The sequence below is a fragment of the Oerskovia sp. NPDC057915 genome (assembly GCF_042887685.1).
Classification (GTDB): Bacteria; Actinomycetota; Actinomycetes; order Actinomycetales; family Cellulomonadaceae; genus Oerskovia.
Genome location: NZ_JBHVOS010000026.1, coordinates 20,353 through 38,968, shown reverse-complemented (window position 1 = coordinate 38,968; position 18,616 = coordinate 20,353). Strand labels below are relative to the sequence as shown.

15 protein-coding genes are annotated in these 18,616 nt (G+C 74.0%); 10 read left to right on the top strand and 5 right to left on the bottom strand.

The features are described 5' to 3' along the window. Positions 1-32: 32 nt before the first annotated feature. A complete protein-coding gene (locus ACFVQ3_RS16265) occupies positions 33-806 on the bottom strand; it encodes a YggS family pyridoxal phosphate-dependent enzyme (RefSeq protein WP_387641146.1) in 774 nt (257 codons plus the stop codon). 73 nt (positions 807-879) lie between these two features. Here ACFVQ3_RS16265 and ACFVQ3_RS16260 point away from each other — a divergent pair, with 73 nt between their 5' ends. Both ACFVQ3_RS16260 and ACFVQ3_RS16255 read left to right on the top strand, forming a co-directional pair. After that, positions 880-1,269, top strand: a complete 390-nt coding sequence (locus tag ACFVQ3_RS16260) for a YccF domain-containing protein (protein WP_387641143.1) — start codon at positions 880-882, stop codon at positions 1,267-1,269. A gap of 104 nt (positions 1,270-1,373) precedes the next feature. Then, the gene (locus ACFVQ3_RS16255) at positions 1,374-2,099 is read left to right on the top strand and encodes an esterase/lipase family protein (RefSeq protein ID WP_387641140.1); all 726 of its coding nucleotides are present in this window, start codon (positions 1,374-1,376) and stop codon (positions 2,097-2,099) included. 45 nt (positions 2,100-2,144) lie between these two features. On the opposite strand, the gene ACFVQ3_RS16250 is transcribed toward ACFVQ3_RS16255, so the two are convergent. Continuing rightward, positions 2,145-2,972: an alpha/beta fold hydrolase gene (locus ACFVQ3_RS16250; protein ID WP_387641138.1), complete on the bottom strand. Its 828-nt coding sequence runs from the start codon at positions 2,970-2,972 to the stop codon at positions 2,145-2,147. Between the two features lie 79 nt (positions 2,973-3,051). After that, positions 3,052-3,930, bottom strand: coding sequence for a DUF2249 domain-containing protein (locus ACFVQ3_RS16245; RefSeq protein WP_387641135.1), 879 nt, complete (start codon positions 3,928-3,930; stop codon positions 3,052-3,054). Between the two features lie 60 nt (positions 3,931-3,990). On the opposite strand from ACFVQ3_RS16245, the gene ACFVQ3_RS16240 reads away from it, so the two are divergent. From ACFVQ3_RS16240 to ACFVQ3_RS16210, 7 genes are all read left to right on the top strand, one after another. After that, positions 3,991-4,893 (top strand): helix-turn-helix transcriptional regulator, encoded by a 903-nt coding sequence (locus tag ACFVQ3_RS16240; protein WP_387641131.1) that lies wholly within the window; start codon positions 3,991-3,993, stop codon positions 4,891-4,893. Continuing rightward, entirely contained in the window at positions 4,893-6,035 is a 1,143-nt protein-coding gene (locus ACFVQ3_RS16235; RefSeq protein ID WP_387641129.1) for a hypothetical protein, read from the top strand. The genes ACFVQ3_RS16240 and ACFVQ3_RS16235 overlap by 1 nt, the downstream gene beginning before the upstream one ends. Next, complete coding sequence (locus ACFVQ3_RS16230; protein ID WP_387641126.1) at positions 6,032-8,836, top strand: multicopper oxidase domain-containing protein; 2,805 nt, start codon at positions 6,032-6,034, stop codon at positions 8,834-8,836. Before ACFVQ3_RS16235 ends, ACFVQ3_RS16230 begins: the two co-directional genes overlap by 4 nt. Positions 8,837-8,958: 122 nt before the next feature. Then, complete coding sequence (locus ACFVQ3_RS16225; protein WP_387641124.1) at positions 8,959-9,486, top strand: hypothetical protein; 528 nt, start codon at positions 8,959-8,961, stop codon at positions 9,484-9,486. Positions 9,487-9,515: 29 nt separating this feature from the next. Continuing rightward, the gene (locus ACFVQ3_RS16220; protein ID WP_387641122.1) at positions 9,516-10,580 is read left to right on the top strand and encodes a 5'-nucleotidase; all 1,065 of its coding nucleotides are present in this window, start codon (positions 9,516-9,518) and stop codon (positions 10,578-10,580) included. 10 nt (positions 10,581-10,590) lie between these two features. Beyond that, positions 10,591-11,478, top strand: coding sequence for a DUF1353 domain-containing protein (locus ACFVQ3_RS16215; RefSeq protein WP_387641119.1), 888 nt, complete (start codon positions 10,591-10,593; stop codon positions 11,476-11,478). 71 nt (positions 11,479-11,549) lie between these two features. After that, positions 11,550-13,415: a glycerophosphoryl diester phosphodiesterase membrane domain-containing protein gene (locus tag ACFVQ3_RS16210; protein WP_387641117.1), complete on the top strand. Its 1,866-nt coding sequence runs from the start codon at positions 11,550-11,552 to the stop codon at positions 13,413-13,415. A 135-nt stretch (positions 13,416-13,550) separates the two neighbouring features. Here the strand turns inward: ACFVQ3_RS16210 and aceB are convergent, their stop codons facing one another. Together aceB and aceA are read right to left on the bottom strand one after the other, a co-directional pair. Continuing rightward, a complete protein-coding gene (gene aceB, locus ACFVQ3_RS16205; RefSeq protein WP_387641114.1) occupies positions 13,551-15,320 on the bottom strand; it encodes a malate synthase A in 1,770 nt (589 codons plus the stop codon). 109 nt (positions 15,321-15,429) lie between these two features. Next, positions 15,430-16,881, bottom strand: a complete 1,452-nt coding sequence (gene aceA, locus ACFVQ3_RS16200; protein WP_387641111.1) for an isocitrate lyase — start codon at positions 16,879-16,881, stop codon at positions 15,430-15,432. A gap of 177 nt (positions 16,882-17,058) precedes the next feature. Here aceA and ACFVQ3_RS16195 point away from each other — a divergent pair, with 177 nt between their 5' ends. Next, entirely contained in the window at positions 17,059-18,579 is a 1,521-nt protein-coding gene (locus ACFVQ3_RS16195; protein ID WP_387641108.1) for a helix-turn-helix domain-containing protein, read from the top strand. Positions 18,580-18,616: the final 37 nt, after the last annotated feature.

The following is an 18,616-nucleotide window of genomic DNA, read 5'->3' as shown; positions in this document are numbered from 1 at the left end:
CCCGGGCCGTGCCCGGGCCGTGCCCGTGCCGGTCAGGCGACGGGTATGGTGCCGGCACGCGCCCCGAACACCGCGGTCCCCACGCGCACGATCGTCGCGCCCTCGGCGATCGCCGCCTCGAGGTCGCCGCTCATGCCCATCGACAGCTCGCGTGCCTCACCGGTCCCCGGGGCACCGCTCGCGAGCACCTCGTCACGGATCCCGCGCAGCCGCTCGAACCCGGCGCGCACGAGCGCGGTGTCCGGCGAGTTCGCCCCGATCGTCATGAACCCCGTGAGGCGAAGACCCTCCAGGGCGGCGACCTGACGGGAGAGGTGCGGGGCGTCGTCGGGCCCCACGCCCGCCTTGGACTCCTCGCCCGACACGTTGACCTGCACCATGACGTCGAGCGTGCGGCCCTCGCGCGCGCACCGGCTCGCGAGCGCCTCGGCGAGCGCGAGCGAGTCGACCGACTCGACACCCGTGGCCGTGGCCAGGACCTGGTTGACCTTGTTGCGCTGCAGGTGCCCGATCATGTGGACCCGCACCGAGCCGTCCGCGACCAGGTCGGCGAGGTCGGGCGCCTTGGCGACGAGCTCCTGGACGCGGTTCTCGCCGATCAGCGTCGCGCCCGCGGCGACGACCGCGCGCACCGCCGCGGGACCCTGCGTCTTGGTCGCCACGAGAAGCCGCACCTCCGCCGGGGCCCGGCCCGCGGCGAGCGCCGCGGCGTCGATGCGTGCGCGCACGGCCTCGTAGCGGTCGGCGATCGTCCGAGACGGCTCGGCAGGGACGTCGAGGGGCGAGGCAGGAGTGGGGGAGGGCACGGGAGCAGTCTAGTTTTCCGACGGCGTCACCGGGCCGGGCGTCCGGCCGACGTCCGTGAGGCAGAATCGGGGCATGAACGCGATCCTGAACGTCATCTGGCTGATCTTCGCAGGGCTCTGGCTCGCGATCGGGTACGTCGTGGCGGGGATCGTCTGCTGCATCCTCATCATCACCATCCCGTTCGGCATCGCGAGCTTCCGCATCGCCGGGTACGCGCTGTGGCCCTTCGGGCGCACCGTCGTCGACAAGCCCACGGCCGGTGCGTTCTCCACGATCGGCAACGTGATCTGGGTGATCTTCGCGGGGATCTGGCTCGCGATCGGGCACGTCGTCACCTCGATCCCGCTGTTCGTCTCGATCATCGGCATCCCGCTGGGCATCGCGAACCTCAAGATGATCCCGGTCTCGCTGCTGCCGCTCGGCAAGCAGATCGTGCCGACGAACGCGCGCTTCGGCTCCTGACGCGCGAGTATCGGGTGGGAGCCGCCGAGGGTGACGCTTTCCACCGCCGAGGGTGACGGTGACCGGTGCCGACGGCGACCGCAGGTGACGACGACAGGGGAACCATGCGCGACGGGAGCCGGGACCTGGGCCAGCGTCTCGGCCTGAGCCCGCGACAGACCTGGTGGCGCGTCCGCGACTACGCCTGCGTGCTGCGCTGGCAGGCGACCGGCTTCATGGCCCGGGTGGAACCTGAGGACCTGCGCCGACCCGACCGTCCGGTCGGCCCACCCGTCGTCCTCGTCCCCGGGGTGTACGAGTCCTGGCACTTCCTCCTGCCCCTGGCCACGCTCCTGCGCGACCATGGCGTCGCGGTGCACGTGCTCCCGGAGCTCCGTGACAACCGTCGCCCCGTCGCCGACGGTGCCGTCCTCCTCGCGCGGTACCTCCGGGAGCAGGACCTGCGCGACGTCGTCGTCGTCGCGCACAGCAAGGGCGGGCTCATCGGGAAGCTCGCCATGGTGCGCGAGAGCCCGGGCGGGAGGATCGCGTCGATGATCGCGATCAACACGCCCTTCGCGGGCTCGGCCTACGCGCGCTGGTTCGTCCAGCCCTCGATCCGCGCGTTCGTCCCGAGCGACGCGACGATCGTCGCCCTCTCCGCCGAGCGCGCCGTCAACGAACGCATCACCTCGGTGCACAGCCGGTGGGACCCGCACATCCCTGCGGGCAGCTTCCTCGACGGCGCGCACGACGTCGTGCTCGAGACCCCGGGACACTTCCGGCCGCTCGCCGACCCACGGCTCCACGAGCTCCTGGTCGAGACGATCGTCGGGCCACAGGCTTCGTGACCTCCTGACCGACCACGTCGACCCGGGCGAGGCTGCCGGCCCCGACTAGGTGCGCGGCAGCTGCAGGACGCGCGTCAGACCGGGGGAGTCCGGGTCGTCGACGATCTCGACGCCGTCCAACCAGGACCCGATGACGTGCGCGAGCTCGCCGGGGTGGCTGAAGTTGATGGCATGAGCGGCCCCCTCGATGAGGGCGATCGTGATCTGGTCGCCCGCGAGGCGGCTCACCTCACGCACCCGCGCGGGGGGCGGCATGAGCGGGTCCCGGCTCCCGATGACCGCGAGCGTCGGCACGGCCGACGTGACGATGCGCTCCAAGGAGGGGAACCGGGTGAGCTCGCTGAACAGGTGGAACGTGTTGATCGGTCCGAACCGCACGTAGTCCGGGACCGCCACGCGGGCCATCTGACGACTCTCCCGCGGGCCGTCCATCGCCAGCTGCCGGACGGCCCGCGCGAGCCCCTGGTTGTGGACCCCGCCGGCGGGCGACACGAGGACGATCCGGTCGACGCGGTCCGGTGCGCTGTGCGCGACCTCGAGGTTGATGGGGCAACCCATCGAGTTGCCGACCAGGACCACCTTCTCGAGCTCGAGGGCGTCCAGGATGCGGAGCAGCGCGTGCGCCAGGGCAGGGATGCCGAGGGTGAAGTCCCACTTCTCGCTCTTGCCGTAGCCGGGCAGGTCGGGCACCAGGTTCGCACCCCGGGACGCGAGCCTGCGCGCCGTCGGCAGGAGGTAGGTGCCCGAGATCGCGAAGCCGTGCACATGGACGATCGGCAGGCTGCCGGGGACGTCCGCGCTGCGCCGGTAGAAGACGGGATGCCCGTCGACCTCGACGGTTCCCTCGGTCCATCCGGTGGTGTTCGTGCCCATGAGGCCGATCGTGGCACTGCGGGTCCGTGGGGGCCACCGGTGCGGCTCTCCGCGCCAGTGCGGCCGACGGGACCCGGCGTCAGCGCGTGAACGCGAGCGCCCACGTCTCGGGGCCGCGTTCCAGGTAGTCGACGGTGAACGTGCCCGGCCAGCGGGCGTCGACCTGGGCCAGGAGCGGCAGAGGGTCGTGCGGGGCGAGCAGCACCATGCCGGCGCCGGGGGCGACGCCGTCGAGCGCGCCGAAGATCGTCGCGTGCCGGATCGCGTGGGGCACGGCGCGGGCGTCGAGGACGGGGAGGTTCCCGGCGTCGTCGTGCCCGCCGCAGCCGCACGAGTGCCGCTCCGGGGCAGGGGCAGGTGCAGGTGCGGCCGAGACCTCTGCCGTCCCACCGCCACCTCCGCAGCCTCCGTCGCGGCACCCGCAACCACCGCTCGCCTCCGGCGCGCCGGCCCCCTCGGTCCCGTGGGAGTGCCCACCGAGCAGCTCGTGCATGCCGTCGAGGACGCCCGCGAGCGAGACGTCCGAGGACAGGGCGAGCAGCGGCAGGACCTGGTCGTTCTCCTTGGTCATGTGGACCTCGAAGAGGACCTGGAGCGCGCGCCCCAGCGCTGCCGCGCGCACGGGGTCGGTCGCGTCGGCGAGCGAGTCGACGAGGCCGCCGATCACGCCGTGCTCGGCGATCATGGCGTCGACGAGGAGGCGGGCCTGCGGGTCGCGGTGCGCGTGCGGGTACATGGCCGCCTCCTCGGCCTGGGCGTGCGGCAGGAGGTCGGCGCGGGTCCAGTCGACGAGCCGTCGGTGGGCTGTCGCGGCGGCCGGCGCGTCGCCCGCCTCGGCGGCCTGGACGAGTGCTTCGACGAGGAGGCCGAGGGTCCCGTTCATCTCGGTGTGGTGGGCGACGACGGCCTCGACCGCACGTGAGTCTTCGGCCGAGGTGGCCAGGACGATGCTGCTCATGACGGTGGACCTCCGGAGGCGTGGTTCCTGAACGCCTCCGACATTAGTACACTTTATTCCGTGGAAAATACGGAGCCTCTCCCCCCGGCAGGACGAGCGACCTCGCCGCGCCCCGGCTACGGACCCCCGCCGACCCGGCGCGCGGTCCGCCCCGCCCGACTGTCCAGGGCGCGGCTCGCGGTGCTGGACGTCCTCGCCGCCCAGCCCGAGCCCTGCTCGGTCGCCTCGGTCGCGACGGCGCTCGACCAGCACACCAACACCGTGCGCGAGCATCTCGAAGGCCTCGTCGAGGCCGGGCTCGCGACCAGCGAGCACGCTCCCGCGCACGGGCGCGGGCGCCCGGCCAGGCTCTACTCACCGGCCACGGAGTCACCCACCACGGCAGGCGCCGTCGAGTACGCGGGCCTCGCCTCGGCGCTCGCGGCCCAGATCGCCCGGTCGAGCGCCGACCCGGTCGGCGACGCCCTGGCAGCGGGCCGCGCGTGGGGCGCGGACCTCGTCGGAGGGCACGACGACCCGTCCGGCGTGCGCGGCCACGCGCCGCACGGCGAGGGAGCCGACGGCGCCGCCCGCCATCCCTCGACGACGCCACCGGGCGGCAAGGGCGGCGCGGACGGAGCGGGCGAAGCCGACGGCGGGGTACCCAGCCCGGACGTCGCGAGCGCCGCGCGCCACGAGGTCGTCGCCCTGCTGGACAGGCTCGGCTTCGCACCCGTGGCCGACGACGACGCAGCCTCGGTCGCACTGACCCGGTGCCCGCTGCTCGAGGCCGCGTACCGCAACCCGGAGGTCGTCTGCTCGGTGCACCTCGGGCTCGCCCAGGGGGCGCTCGAACGCCTGGGGGCTCCGCGCGAGGGAACGTCGTTGCTGCCGTTCGCCGAGCCGGGCGCGTGCCGCCTGCACCTGCGGGCCGAGCGTGGGACGCCGGCCGGCCGACGGCCCGGTGCGCGAGGCCGCTCGTGATGCGCCGGGCGGTCTTCGTCCTGCCCGCCGGTCTCGCACTCCTCGCGGGCCTCGACGCGGCCCTGCTGCTCCTGGACCTCCCGGCTCCCGTCACGACCGAGCGCCTGCCCGTGGTGCACGGGGTCCTGCTCGTCCTGGGGTTCGTCGGCACCGTGATCGCCCTCGAACGCGCCGTCGCGCTGCGCACCCGCTGGGGGTTCGTCGCCCCAGGCCTGCTGGGGGCGGGGGCGCTGGCGCTGCTCAGCCCCGCGCCCCTCGTCGTCGGGCAGGCGCTCCTCGTCGCGGGATGCGCCGCGCTGTGCGCGGTGTACGTCCCGCTGTGGCGCCGCCAGCACGACGACGCCGTCCTCGTCCAGCTCCTCGGTGCGGTGCTCGCGACGTGCGGTGCGCTGCTGTGGCTCGGTGGGGTGGGCGTCGCGGACGTGCTGCCGTGGCTCGCGTGCTTCGTGGTGGCGACGATCGCGGGCGAGCGGCTCGAGCTGGCGCGGGTCGCCTTCCTGGGCGCGCGCGGTGCGGACATGGTCCTGTGGGTCTGCTGGGCGCTCGCGGTCGGGTGCGTGGCCTCGCTGCTGTGGCCGGGCGTCGGCTACGCGATCCTGGGCGCGGCGGTCCTGACGCTGTGCGGCTGGCTCGCCGCGCACGACGTCGCGCGGCGCACCATCCGCTCGACAGGCCTCACCCGCTACATGGCCGGATGCCTGCTCGCGGCCTACGCGTGGCTCGCGGTCGCGGGTGCGGTCTGGCTCCTCGCGGGGCGCCAGGTCACGGGCCCCGGCTACGACGCGGTGATCCACGCGATCTTCCTCGGCTTCACGATCTCGATGATCATGGCGCACGCGCCCGTGATCCTGCCGGCGGTGCTGCGGGTCCGGCTGCCGTACACCTCGCTGATGTACGGGCCGGCCGCGCTCCTGCACGTGGGCCTGGTGGTCCGGCTCGGCCTGGGCGACGCGCGCGACCTCCCCGTCGCGCACCAGGTCGGCGGTGTCCTGAACGTCGTGTCGTTGCTCGCGTTCATCGCCCTGATGGTCACGGTCGGGGTCCGCGCGAACCTGCGCTCCGCCGCGCCCGCCGCCTCCCCGCCCGACCCGCGCGACGCCGTCGGGCCTTCGCCTGCCCTGCTCGAGGAGACCGCCCCGTGAAGCTCGAGCTGTCCGCCGCCCCCGCCCCGCTGCGTCCCCTGTCCGACCGCAGCGCGTGGCACCTGCGTGCCAACGCACCCGTGGTCGGGTGGCTGCTGGCGACGGTCGTGGTCGCGGTCGGCCACCGGTGGATCCCCGCCTCGCCCTGGCTGCTCGTGCACCTGCTGCTGCTCGGCGCGGTGACGAACGCGATCTGCGTGTGGAGCCAGCACTTCACCGACGCGCTGCTGAGCCGCCGGGCCACGCCCGCGTCGCGGCGGTGGCAGGTCGCCCGGCTCGTGCTCCTCAACGTCGCGGTCGCCGCGACGGTCGCGGGCATGGTGACCGCGACGTGGGTCGTGACGCTCGTCGGGGCCGTCGGCGTGGGGATCGCGGTCGCGGCGCACGGCACGGCCCTGTGGCTCCAGTCGCGCCGTGCGCTGGCGGCCCGCTTCCGGGTCTGCGTCGCGTTCTACGTCGCCGCGGCGTGGCTCCTGCCGGTCGGGGCGGGGCTCGGCGCGACGCTCGCGCGCGGTCTCGACGAGGCCTGGCACGTACGCGTCGTGCTGGCCCACGCGGGGTTCAACCTGCTCGGGTTCGTGGGCCTGACGGTCATGGGCACGCTCCTGACGCTGTGGCCGACCATGCTGCGGACCAGGATGGCCGACGACGCGCCGCGCGCCGCGCGCACGACCCTCGTCCTGATGCTGGTCGGGCTGGCGGGCGGGATCGTCGGGGTCCTGGTCGCCGTGCCGCCCGTCGCGGCCCTCGGGCTGGCGACGTATCTCGCGGGCGTCCTGGTCTCGGTCCGCCCCCTGCTGACCGCGGCCCGACGGCGTCCGCCCGCCACCTTCGCGACGTGGTCGGCGGCGTGCGCCCTCGGGTGGCTCCTGGGGTCGCTCGCGACGCTGACGGGCGTGCTCGCGCTCAGCGGGGACTGGGCGACGGCGACCGTGCGCGGGGGGATCGTGACCGTGCCGCTCGTCGCGGGCTTCGCGGCCCAGGTCCTGCTCGGGGCGCTGACCTATCTCGTGCCCGTGGTGCTGGGCGGGGGACCCGCCGCCGTGCGCTCGACCACGGCCGTCCTCGAACGGGGGGCCGTCGTGCGGGTCGTGCTCTTCAACGGGGCGCTCGCGCTCTTCGTGCTGCCCGCGCCGAGCCTGGTGCACGTGCTCGCCTCGCTCACCGCGCTGGGTGCCCTCGTGGCGTTCCTGCCCCTTCTCGTCGGTGCGGTGCTCGCTCATCGCCGTGCGCGTCGCACCCCGTTCGTCCCGCCGACTCCCGACGACGTCGCAGCCGCCCACGCGCTCGGGCGCGAGGTGCACGACCGGGCCGGTGGTCGCCAGGCGCCACCCGTCGAAGCGGTGACGGGGCCGCGCCGCAAGGGCCTGGCGGTGGCTGCGCTGAGCGTGCTGCTGCTCGTGGCGGCCGGGGGAGTCGCCCTCGACCCGGCCGCGCTCGGTACCGGGAGCGGTGCGACGTCGGCGGCGGCCGGTGCCGAGGGGACGGTCGCCGCGACGGGCCGGACCACGACGGTCGAGGTCGAGGCCGCGAACATGCGCTTCGTCCCGAGCGAGATCGAGGTGCCCGCCGGTGACACCCTGGTCCTGGTCGTGACCAACACCGACACCACGGTCCACGACCTCGCGCTCGACACCGGACGGACGAGCGGTCGGATCGCCCCCGGGGAGACCGAGACGTTCGAGGTCGGTGTCGTGGGGCGCCCGGTCGACGGCTGGTGCACGGTCGTGGGGCACCGGCAGATGGGCATGGTCCTGACGATCACGCCGACGGGCGCGGGCGCCGTGCCGGACGCCGCGGGACCGGACGCCGCCGCGCCAGGCACCGCAGCGCCCGCCGGGGGTGCGGGCGACCACGAGGGCATGGCCGGTACGGACCACGGAGCGAGCGGCGCGAGCGGCGGCGCCGGGCCCAGCGCCGCCGAGGACCTGGATCTCCTGGCGACGCCGGGCAAGGACTTCGCGGCGCACCCGGCCGAGCTGCCGCCCGCGAGCGCCGAGACCGTGCACCGGGTGCGGCTTCCCGTCGCGGAGGTCGTGACCGAGGTCGCGCCGGGGGTCACGCAGAGGCTCTGGACCTTCGGGGGCACGGCGCCCGGCCCGACGCTGCGCGGCAAGGTCGGGGACCGTTTCGAGATCACGCTGGTCAACGACGGCACGATCGGGCACTCGATCGACTTCCACGCGGGGGCCCTCGCGCCCGACGGACCGATGCGCACGATCGCTCCGGGCGAGGAGCTGACCTACACGTTCACCGCGACCCGGTCCGGCGTGTGGATGTACCACTGCTCGACCATGCCCATGTCGGCGCACATCGCGAACGGCATGTTCGGTGCGGTCGTGATCGATCCGCCGGATCTCGCCCCGGTCGACCGCGAGTACCTGCTGGTGCAGTCCGAGTACTACCTCGGCCCGCAGGGGGGTGAGGTCGACATGGACCGGCTCGCGACGGGTGACCCCGACGTCGTCGCGTTCAACGGCTACGCGAACCAGTACGACGCGGACCCGCTCCCGGCGCGCGTGGGCGAGCGGGTGCGCGTGTGGGTGCTTCCTGCGGGGCCCAACCGGGGGACGTCGTTCCATGTCGTGGGGGGCCAGTTCGACACGGTCTTCAGCGAGGGTGCTTACCGGTTGCGTCCCGGCAACGCCGAGGCGGGCGGCTCGCAGGTGCTGGGGCTCGCGGTCGCGCAGGGCGGGTTCGTCGAGATGGCGTTCCCCGAGGCGGGCAGGTACCCGTTCGTGAGCCACGCGATGATCGACGCCGAGCGGGGCGCTCACGGGTTCTTCGCGGTCACGGGGTAGCCGCGGGCCGGGGGAGGGCCCAGTCCCGCCGCCGGGGGTGCGCGCCCGACGTAGGGTGTCATCGGTCCGCTCGTACCGATCACCGGAGGCAGCATGCACGTCGACACCACGAGCCTGCGCGCATGAGCGAGGTCCGCCTGGGCCGTTGCGAGCAGTGCGGCGGCGACGTGCAGTGGCTGCCGTGCTACGACGGCCGTCGTCGGGCGTTCGCCCTCGACGAGGTCCGCAGCGTGCACGCGGGGGACGAGGTGCGCTGGTTCCTGACGTCGAACCGGGGGGCGGTGCCGGGCACGCAGCTCGCGTACAGGCCGACCATGCCGTTCCGGGTCCGGCACGTGTGCCAGCGCCAGCCCCACGGGTACGGCGCGGGCGGCGAGGACGGCATCGACAAGGCCAGGGCGTTGCGGTCGGCGCCGCAGGTGCGGGAGTTCCAGGTGCGCCCGCCCTACCGTTTCGGGTACCGCTGGGAGTCGGAGTGGGGGCACATCGTGCACCCGGACCGGGGGCTGTGCGGCGCGAAGGTCATCGGTGAGATGACGCCGCGCGAGGCCGCGCGCCTGCCGACCATGCCGATGTGCAAGGAGTGCGTCGTGCGGTACCGTCGCCGCCACCCGCAGGACCCGGTGCGTCGACCGACCGACCAGCCCTGACCGCCTGCCGTCCCCGACGAAGGAGCGCCGTGCCGCCCTACGACCTCGACCACCGGCTCGTCGTCGGTGTCTCCTCGAGCGCCCTGTTCGACCTCTCGACGTCCCAGCGCGTCTTCGACGAGCAGGGGATCGAGGCGTACCGCGCCTACCAGGACCGGTACCGTGACCGCACGCTGCGGCGCGGGGTCGCGTTCGAGTTCGTCCAGCGCCTCCTGAGTCTCAACGACCTGTCGCCCGACGCGCAGGACCCTCTCGTCGAGGTCTTCGTCCTGTCCAAGAACGACCCGTCGACGGGGCTGCGGGTCATGAGCTCGGTCGCGGCCTACGGGCTGCCCATCAGCCGGGCGATCTTCACGCAGGGCCTCGCGCCGTACGCGTACATCCCGGCGCTCAACATCTCGCTCTTCCTGTCGGGGGACGCGGGCGACGTGCGCAGGGCGACCACGCTGGGACACCCGGCCGGGCAGGTCTTGGGGAGCGCCGCCGTCGGGCACCTCGCCGCAGCCGGCCCGACGGCGGAGCACCCGCCCGGAGCGCCCGTCACCGCGGGCGAGGCGGAGGTGGCGGCCGACGACGCGGCCGAGCTGCGCGTGGCCTTCGACTTCGACGGCGTGCTCGCCGACGACAGCGCCGAGCGCATCTTCCAGTCGGACGGGCTCGAGCAGTTCCACCAGTACGAGAGCGCGCGCAAGGTGACCGAGCACCACGCGGGGCCGATCCTGCCGTTCCTGCGCGCGCTGAGCACGATCCAGCGCCGCGAGGACGAGCGCGTCGCCGAGGACCCGACGTACAGGCCCCGGGTGCGCGTCTCGATCGTCACGGCGCGCAGCGCCCCGTCGCACGAGCGGGCCGTGAACACGCTGCGCTCGTGGGGCGTGACCGTCAACGACGCGTTCTTCCTGGGCGGCGCCGACAAGGGGCGCGTGCTGCGCGTCCTGCGCCCGCACATCTTCTTCGACGACCAGCGCGGGCACCTCGACCCGGTGGCGCGCGAGGTCGCGAGCGTCCTGGTGCCGTACGGCGTGACGAACGAGGTGACGGCGGTCCCGTCGGAGCCCACCGTGGACGCGTCCACGCCCACCCCGGTCGGCTGAGGCGGTCCCCGTGCCGTTCGTCGCGCCGCTGGCGGGCGACCTGGACCGCTGGGTCCCGGCCGCGACGGTCGACCTGCGCCAGCTGCCGGTGTCGGGTCGGTGGAAGGTCTGGTTCGAGGTCCTGACCCCGTTCGGGTACACCTCGCGTCCCGCGGACGAGCGGACACCGACCGGGCCGGTGTGGCACCGGGGATCGGTCGAGCAGAGGGTCCCGACCGGTCTCGTGACCGACCTCGCCTCGGTGCCCATGCCGTTGTGGGGAGTGGTCGCGAGCTACGGTCGCCAGACGCTCCCCGCGATCCTGCACGACGCGACGTCGCGGGCGCTCGCGGACTCCGGCCGGCCCGCGAGCAGCAGGCGGGCCGCGCGCCGCGACGCCGACCATCTCTTCCGGGGCACCCTGCGCGAGACCGGCACGGGCCCCGTCCGGCGGTGGCTCATGTGGGCCGCGGTCCGGATCTTCGGGAGCCTGCCGGTCGCGGTCGTGTTCCTGCTGGCGGTGGTCGCCGGGATCGTCGCGCTGGGCCTGGGGGCGGCCGGTGCGGGGACCTACGGGAGCCCGTGGCTCGGGGGAGCCGTCGTCGTGGCTGCCGCCTCGCTCGGTGTCCTGCTCGGCCTGGCCCTCTGGACCGGGGTCGAGTCGCGTCCGGTCCCGGGCGGCGACGAGCGCGTCCGCTGGGTGCCCGCCGCGTCCGGCAGCGTGCTCGGCGCGGTCGGGATCGGGCTGGTCGCGCTGCCCCTGCTGCTGCCGCTGATCGTGCTCACGTTCGTGACCGAGCTCGTCGTCGGGCTGGGTGAGGGCGGTCCTGCGGCCGTCCGGGCGCAGGGCGTCCCGACGGACCGTGGCCCGACGGGCGCCCTCCCGACCACCCGCATCACGTACCCGGCGGCCGGGTGAAGTCTCGGCCGGAGCGGCTGACGACCCGCTGCGCCCGCCGCCACCGGGCGCCACGCCCGTAGGCTGCGCTCGTGCCCTCCGTCGCCCGACCAGCCGCGCGCCCCCTCGACGACGGGGCGAGGCCCGGCCTGCTGCTCCCCGCGGCCCGCACGGTCCGCGCGCACCTGCCGACCTACCTCCTGACCGTCGTCCTCCTCCAGGGCGTCACGGCCCTGGTCGTCGTCCCGCTCATGGTGCGGCTGTTCGACCGGGCGCTCGCGGTCGCCGGTGTCCCGTCGTTCACGCACCTCGACGCGGTACGGGTCCTGTCCAGCCCGGGCGCGGTGCTCCTGCTGGTGCTGCTGGCGCTGGTCGCCTCGGTCACGGTCCTCGTCCAGCAGGGAGCGTTCCTCGCGATCGGCGTGCGCGTGCGAGCGGGGGTGCCCGTCTCGCCGCGCGGCGTCGCGCACGACCTCGTCCGCGCGAGCCGACGGCTCCTCGGCCCGCAGCTCGTGCTGTTCGTGGGGTACTTCTTCGTGCTCGTCCCGGTGGGCGGGTTCGGGATGGCGGCGTTCCTCGTGCGGGGCATCGCCATCCCGGACTTCGTCGTCGGGGAGGTCCTCAAGTTCGACGGTGGCCTGTACGTCTACCTCGTGTTCCTCGCGGGCGTCCTGTTCCTCAACCTCCGCCTGGTGCTGACGCTCGCGATCCTGCTGACCTCCGACACGTCCGTCGCGGGAGCGATGGCCGCGAGCTGGCGCGCGACCCGGCGGTCGTGGCCACGCCTCCTCGGTGCGTTCGCGGTCGTGGGCCTGGCGGTGCTCGTGGTCGCCGCAGGGGTGGTGACCCTCGCGCTCGTGCCGACGCGGGTCGCGGACCTGCACGCGCCAGGCCTCGCGCCCGTGGTCGCGGGGACGACGCTCACGGTCGTGCAGGTCGTCGGGTTCGTGCTCGCGGGGTTCGTCACGGCGGTCCTGACGCAGGTCGTGGTCGCGGTGTCGGCGGAGCACGGGGTGCCGCGGCCCGACGACGTCGCCGGGCCGGTGCGCGAGCCGAGCGTCCCGCCCGTCCTTCGTCGCGGCCTGGTGGGCCGACCGCGTGCGGTGCGCGCCGCCGTCGGGCTGGCTGCCGTGCTGGTGCTCCTCGCCCTCACGGTGGCCAACACCCGTGCGATGACCACGCTCGCGCGCGAGGAGCCCGGCGCGGTGATCGCGCACCGGGGCGACCCGGGCGGTGGCGTCGAGAACTCGATCGCGTCGCTCGAGTCGGCCGCGGCTCTCGGCGCGGACCACGTCGAGCTCGACGTGCTCCAGGCCGCGGACGGCGGGCTCGTCGTCTTCCACGACCTGACCCTGCGCCGCCTCGCAGGCTCCGACCGTGCCGTGCACACCATGACCCTCGACGAGCTGACCTCGACGACGATCCGCCAGGGCGGGTTCGAGGCGACGATCCCGTCGCTCGAGGAGTTCGTCGAGCGCGCGCGCGAGCTCGACGTGCCGCTCCTGGTCGAGCTCAAGGCGCACGGCCACGAGACGCCGACGTTCGTCGCGGACGTCGTCGCGCTCCTGCGGGCGCAGGGCGTCGCCCACGACTACCTCGTCCAGTCGATCTACCCCGAGCAGGTCGACGAGGTGCGGGTCCTCGGACCCGAGATCGAGGTCGGTCTCGTCGTCCCGTTCCTGCGCGGAGCACTGGGCGACCTGCCGGTCGACTTCGTGGCGATCGAGCAGTCCTCCGACTCCTCCCGCGTGCGCGCCGAGGCTCGCGCGGCCGGGATCGACGTCTACGTCTGGACGGTCAACGACCCGGCCGCGATGCGCGCGCAGCTGCGCGGCGGCGTCGACGGCATCATCACGAGCAGTCCGCGCCGTGCCGTGGCCGAGCGCGCCGCGGTGCGTGACGACCTCGCGCTGTCGACGCGGCTCGAGGACGAGCTGCGCGACGCGCTCGCGTGGTGACCGCCCTTCGAGGACGGGGTTTCGCGCGCACGAGGACGGGGTCGAGGTCGTCATCCCCTCGATGACGACCTCGACCCCGTCCTCGGCACCGGGCCGTTGGGCGACCCGGTACCGGCACCGGGCTGCGAGAGGCGGTCAGCCCTCGCGCGGCCCGTCCACGGCCGACCCGACCAGGAACTGCGAGTACGCCCCGATGGTCAGGAAGGTCGGGAAGTCCTCGGCGAGCGCGACGGCGCGGAACACGTGCGCGGCGTCGTCGACCCGGTTGCCCTCACCGCGGGGCAGGTCGTCGACGACCTCGGCGAGCAGCGCCTCGACGCGGGCCCGCGTGATGGGCACCCCGTTCTCGGTGCGCGTGCCGGACGCGATCCACTGCCACACCTGCGAGCGCGAGATCTCGGCCGTGGCGGCGTCCTCCATGAGGTGGTCGATCGCGGCGGCCCCCACGCCGCGCAGCCACGACTCGATGTACCGGACGCCCACCGACACGTTGGACCGCAGCCCGGCCGCGGTCACGGTGGCACCGGCGCGGCGCACCGACCCGATGTCGAGCAGCTCGTGCTGGCCCACGTTCACGTCGTCGCGCAGGCGCGAGACCTGGTTCGGCCGGTCGCCCAGGACGGCGTCGAGCTCGGCGCGCGCCGCGGGGATGAGGTCGGGGTGCGCGACCCAGGTGCCGTCGAACCCGTCGCCCGCCTCGCGTCGCTTGTCCGCCCGGACCTGCTCGAAGGCCTTCTCGGTCACGTCGGGTCGGCGGCGGTCGGGGATGAAGGCGCTCATGCCGCCGATCGCGTGCGCCCCGCGCTTGTGGCACGTCGCGACGAGGAGCTCGGTGTAGGCCCGCATGAAGGGGGCGGTCATGGGGACCTGCGAGCGGTCGGGCAGGACGTACTGGTCGCCGCGCGTGCGGAAGGACTTGATGACCGAGAACAGGTAGTCCCAGCGGCCCGCGTTGAGCCCGGCGCAGTGGTCGCGCAGCTCGTGCAGGATCTCGTCCATCTCGAACGCCGCGGGCAGGGTCTCGATCAGCACGGTCGCACGGATCGTGCCCTGCTCGATGCCCAGGTACTCCTGCGCGAACACGAACACGTCGTTCCAGACGCGTGCCTCGCGGTAGCCCTCGAGCTTGGGCAGGTAGAAGTACGGGCCGCGGCCGCGCTCGACGAGCTCGCGGGCGTTGTGGAAGAAGTACAGCCCGAAGTCGACGAGCGACGCCGACGCCGAGACCGCCACGCCCGCGCGGTCGACGTAGCGCAGGTGCTTCTCGATGAGGTGCCAGCCGCGGGGCCGGAACACGATGGTCGGCAGGTCCGTCAGCTCGGTCGAGCGCAGCGCGTACTCCTTGCCCTCGGGAGAGGTGAACGCGAGCGTGCCGCGGATCGCGTCGTGCAGCGCGAGCTGGCCCTCGACGACGTTGCGCCACGTGGGCGACGACGCGTCCTCCTGGTCGGCGAGCCACACCTTGGCGCCGGAGTTGAGGGCGTTGATCGCCATCTTGGGGTCGGTGGGGCCGGTGATCTCGACGCGGCGGTCCTCGAGCCCGGGGGCGCCGTGCGAGCCGGCGACGCGCCACGTCGGGTCGTCGCGCACGGGCCGGGTCGCGGCGCGGAAGTCGGGGTCGATCCCGTCGGCCACGTCCTGGCGGCGCTGCTGGCGGTCCATGAGCAGCCCGTGGCGGGCGGCGAGGAAGCGGTCGTGCAGCGCGGTGAGGAAGTCGAGGGCGCCCGGGGTCAGGATCTCGCGGTAGCGCTCGCCGAGGCGCCCGGTGACGTCCAGGGTGCCCGACGGCGTCGCACGCCGCGCGTCGTCGTCGCGCCCCCCGCGGGGGCCGGTCGAGGCGGGCCGGTCGGACGAGGTGCGTGACGTCGTCGGGCCGGAGGAGTGGGTCGTGAGGGTGATGGGCATGGCATGGCTCCGATGGTCTGTGCCGCGAGGTGGAGGCGAGGCGTCGGGGTGGAGGGCCGGAGCCCTCCACCCCGACGCGAGACCTCTGGCTCGGCGAGCGGGGCGGGGCTTAGTGGAACTGGGCGGTCTCGGTGGACCCGGCGAGCGCGAGGGTGGCGCTGTCGGGGTTGAGGGCCGTGGCGACGCGGTCGAAGTAGCCGGTGCCGACCTCCCGCTGGTGGCGGGTGGCCGTGTAGCCGTCGGACTCGGAGGCGAACTCGGCCTCCTGGAGCTCGACGTAGGCGCTCATCGCGCGGTCGTTGTAGCCGCGGGCGAGCTCGAACATGGAGTGGGACACGGCGTGGAAGCCGGCCAGGGTGATGAACTGGAACGCGTAGCCCATCGCGGCGAGCTCCTTCTGGAAGCTCGCGATCTGGGCGTCGTCGAGATGCTTCTTCCAGTTGAACGACGGCGAGCAGTTGTACGCGAGCTTCTTGTCGGGGTACTGCGCGTGGACGACCTCGGCGAACCGGCGGGCCAGCTCGAGGTCGGGCTCGCCCGTCTCGACCCAGATCAGGTCGGCGTACGGGGCGTACGCGAGGCCGCGCGAGATGACCGTGTCGATACCCGGGCGAGTGCGGTAGAAGCCCTCTGCCGTGCGCTCGCCCGTGAGGAACTCCTGGTCGCGCGGGTCGACGTCGGACGTGATGAGGTCGGCGGCGAGCGCGTCGGTGCGGGCGATGATGACGGTCGGGACGCCCGCGACGTCGGCGGCGAGGCGGGCCGCGTTGAGCGTGCGGATGTGCTGCGCGGTCGGGACGAGGACCTTGCCGCCCAGGTGGCCGCACTTCTTCTCGGACGCGAGCTGGTCCTCCCAGTGCACGCCCGCGGCGCCCGCCTCGATCATCGAGTGCATGAGCTCGTAGGCATTGAGGGGCCCGCCGAAGCCGGCCTCGGCGTCGGCGACGATGGGCGCGATCCAGTCGCGCTCGGGCGTCTGCCCGGCGGGGGACCCCGACCGCTCGGAGGTCTCGATCTGGTCGGCGCGCAGCAGGGCGTTGTTGATGCGGCGCACGACGGCCGGGACCGAGTTCGCGGGGTACAGCGACTGGTCGGGGTAGGTCTGGCCGGACAGGTTGGCGTCGGCCGCGACCTGCCAGCCGGACAGGTAGATGGCCTTGAGGCCGGCACGCACCTGCTGCACGGCCTGGTTGCCGGTCATGGCGCCGAGCGCGGCGACCCACTCCTCGGTGTGGATGAGGTCCCACAGCTTCTCGGCGCCGCGGCGGGCGAGGGTGCGCTCCTCGCGCACCGAGCCGCGCAGGGCCACGACGTCCTCGGCCGTGTAGTCGCGCTGCACGTCGGCCCAGCGGGGGTCGGTCGCCCAGGACAGGGCGAGGTCGGCCGCGGTCTGACGCTGGTCGCCGGGTCGTGACGGCGCGTGCCCGGGGGTGTGGCCGGTGCCGACGGGCGTGGGGGAGGGGACGGGGGCCGTGACGGCGCCGGACCGGGAGGTCGCGGACGCCCGGGGCGTGGCGTACTCGTTCTCGGAGCGGCGGCTGATGATGGGCGGGGTGGTCACGGGGTGCCTCCAGAGCTTCGTTGCGTGCGGTGGTACTCGTCCCGGCCTGCCGCCCGGACGAGCGGTGGCCGTGGAACGACCTTCCTTCGCCGCGCAAGGGGTCCACAAGGACTTCTTCAACAGAAGAAGTGCGCTTCTTCTGTTGTGCGGAAGGAGTGGCGTGTGTCACCCTCAGTCATGGCATCTGACGCGCAGTCAGCACAGAAGTTCCCCGGACGGCAGGGCGGGACGCCCCTGGCCACCACGCTGCCGGTCGAGGAGGAGGCCGACGCCCTCACGATCGGCCGTCGCGTCCGGCACCTGCGGACCGAGCGGGGCATGACGCTCGACGAGCTCGGGGCCGCGATCGGCCGGGCGCCCTCGCAGGTGTCCGTGATCGAGAACGGGCGTCGCGAGCCCAAGTTCTCCCAGCTCCAGGCCATCGCCCGAGCCCTCGGCGCGAGCGTCGAGGACCTGCTCTCGGCCGAGCCGCCCACGCGCCGCGCCGCCCTGGAGATCGAGCTCGAGCGCGCGCAGCGCGGCCCGCTGTTCGCGTCGCTCGGGCTGGCCGGCGTACGGGTCGGCAAGTCGCTGCCGAGCGACGCCCTCGAGGCGATCGTCGGTCTCCAGCGCGAGCTCGAGCGCCTGCACACCGAGCGGGCCGCGACCCCCGAGGAGGCCCGACGCGCGAACACCGAGCTCCGCGCGACCATGCGCGCCCAGGACAACCACTTCCCCGAGCTCGAGACGACCGCGCGCGAGCTGCTCGACGGCGTCGGGCACGCCCGCGGACCCATGTCGCAGCGCGTGGCCGCGGACCTCGCGACGCACCTGGGCTTCTCGCTGCACTACGTGCACGACCTGCCGCACTCGACGCGCTCGGTCATCGACCTCCGGCACCACCGCGTGTACCTGCCGAGCACGGGCACGCGCGCGTCGAGCGACCCGCGCTCGGCCCTGCTCCAGGCGCTCGCGTCGCACGTGCTGGGTCACCACGAGCCGCGCGACTACGGCGAGTTCCTGCGCCAGCGCGTCGAGGCGAACTACCTGTCGGCCGCGCTCCTGCTGCCCGAGCGCGACGCCGTCAAGCTCCTCAAGGAGGCCAAGGACGCCCGCGAGATCTCGGTCGAGGACCTGCGCGACGCGTTCTCGGTGTCCTACGAGACCGCGGCCCACCGGTTCACGAACCTCGCCACGACGCACCTGGGCATCGGCGTGCACTTCATGAAGATCCACGAGTCCGGGATCATCCACAAGGCGTACGAGAACGACGGCGTGCGCTTCCCCGCGGATCCCCTCGGGGCCGTCGAGGGGCAGTACGTGTGCCGCAACTGGACCGCGCGCACGGTGTTCGCGGTCGAGGACCGGCTGAGCCCCTTCAGCCAGTACACCGACACCCCGACCGGCACCTACTGGTGCACCTCGCGCGTCCAGGACTCCGACGACGGCCAGTTCTCGGTCAGCGTGGGCGTGCCGTTCGGGCACGTCAAGTGGTTCCGCGGGCGCGAGACGACCGAGCGCACGGTCTCGCGGTGCCCGGACGAGTCGTGCTGCCGGCGCCCGCCCGTGGAGCTGACCGAACGCTGGGCGGACCGGTCGTGGCCGAGCGCGCGCCCGCACGCGAGCATGCTCGCCGCGATGCCGGTCGGGGCGTTCCCGGGCGTGGACCAGACCGAGGTGTTCCGGTTCCTGGAGTCGCACGCCCCGGCGCTGCGCTAGCCGCCGTCCGCCGGGTGCGGAGCGCGTGTCGTGCGGC

Bases quoted from the DNA above. Each gene is read 5' to 3' on its own strand.
- ACFVQ3_RS16260 (WP_387641143.1), top strand. From the start codon at position 880: ATGAACGCGATCCTGAACGTCATCTGGCTGATCTTCGCAGGGCTCTGG.
- ACFVQ3_RS16255 (WP_387641140.1), top strand. From the start codon at position 1,374: ATGCGCGACGGGAGCCGGGACCTGGGCCAGCGTCTCGGCCTGAGCCCG.
- ACFVQ3_RS16250 (WP_387641138.1), bottom strand. From the start codon at position 2,972: ATGGGCACGAACACCACCGGATGGACCGAGGGAACCGTCGAGGTCGAC.
- ACFVQ3_RS16245 (WP_387641135.1), bottom strand. From the start codon at position 3,930: ATGAGCAGCATCGTCCTGGCCACCTCGGCCGAAGACTCACGTGCGGTC.
- ACFVQ3_RS16235 (WP_387641129.1), top strand. From the start codon at position 4,893: ATGCGCCGGGCGGTCTTCGTCCTGCCCGCCGGTCTCGCACTCCTCGCG.
- ACFVQ3_RS16225 (WP_387641124.1), top strand. From the start codon at position 8,959: ATGAGCGAGGTCCGCCTGGGCCGTTGCGAGCAGTGCGGCGGCGACGTG.
- aceB (WP_387641114.1), bottom strand. From the start codon at position 15,320: ATGCCCATCACCCTCACGACCCACTCCTCCGGCCCGACGACGTCACGC.
- ACFVQ3_RS16195 (WP_387641108.1), top strand. From the start codon at position 17,059: ATGGCATCTGACGCGCAGTCAGCACAGAAGTTCCCCGGACGGCAGGGC.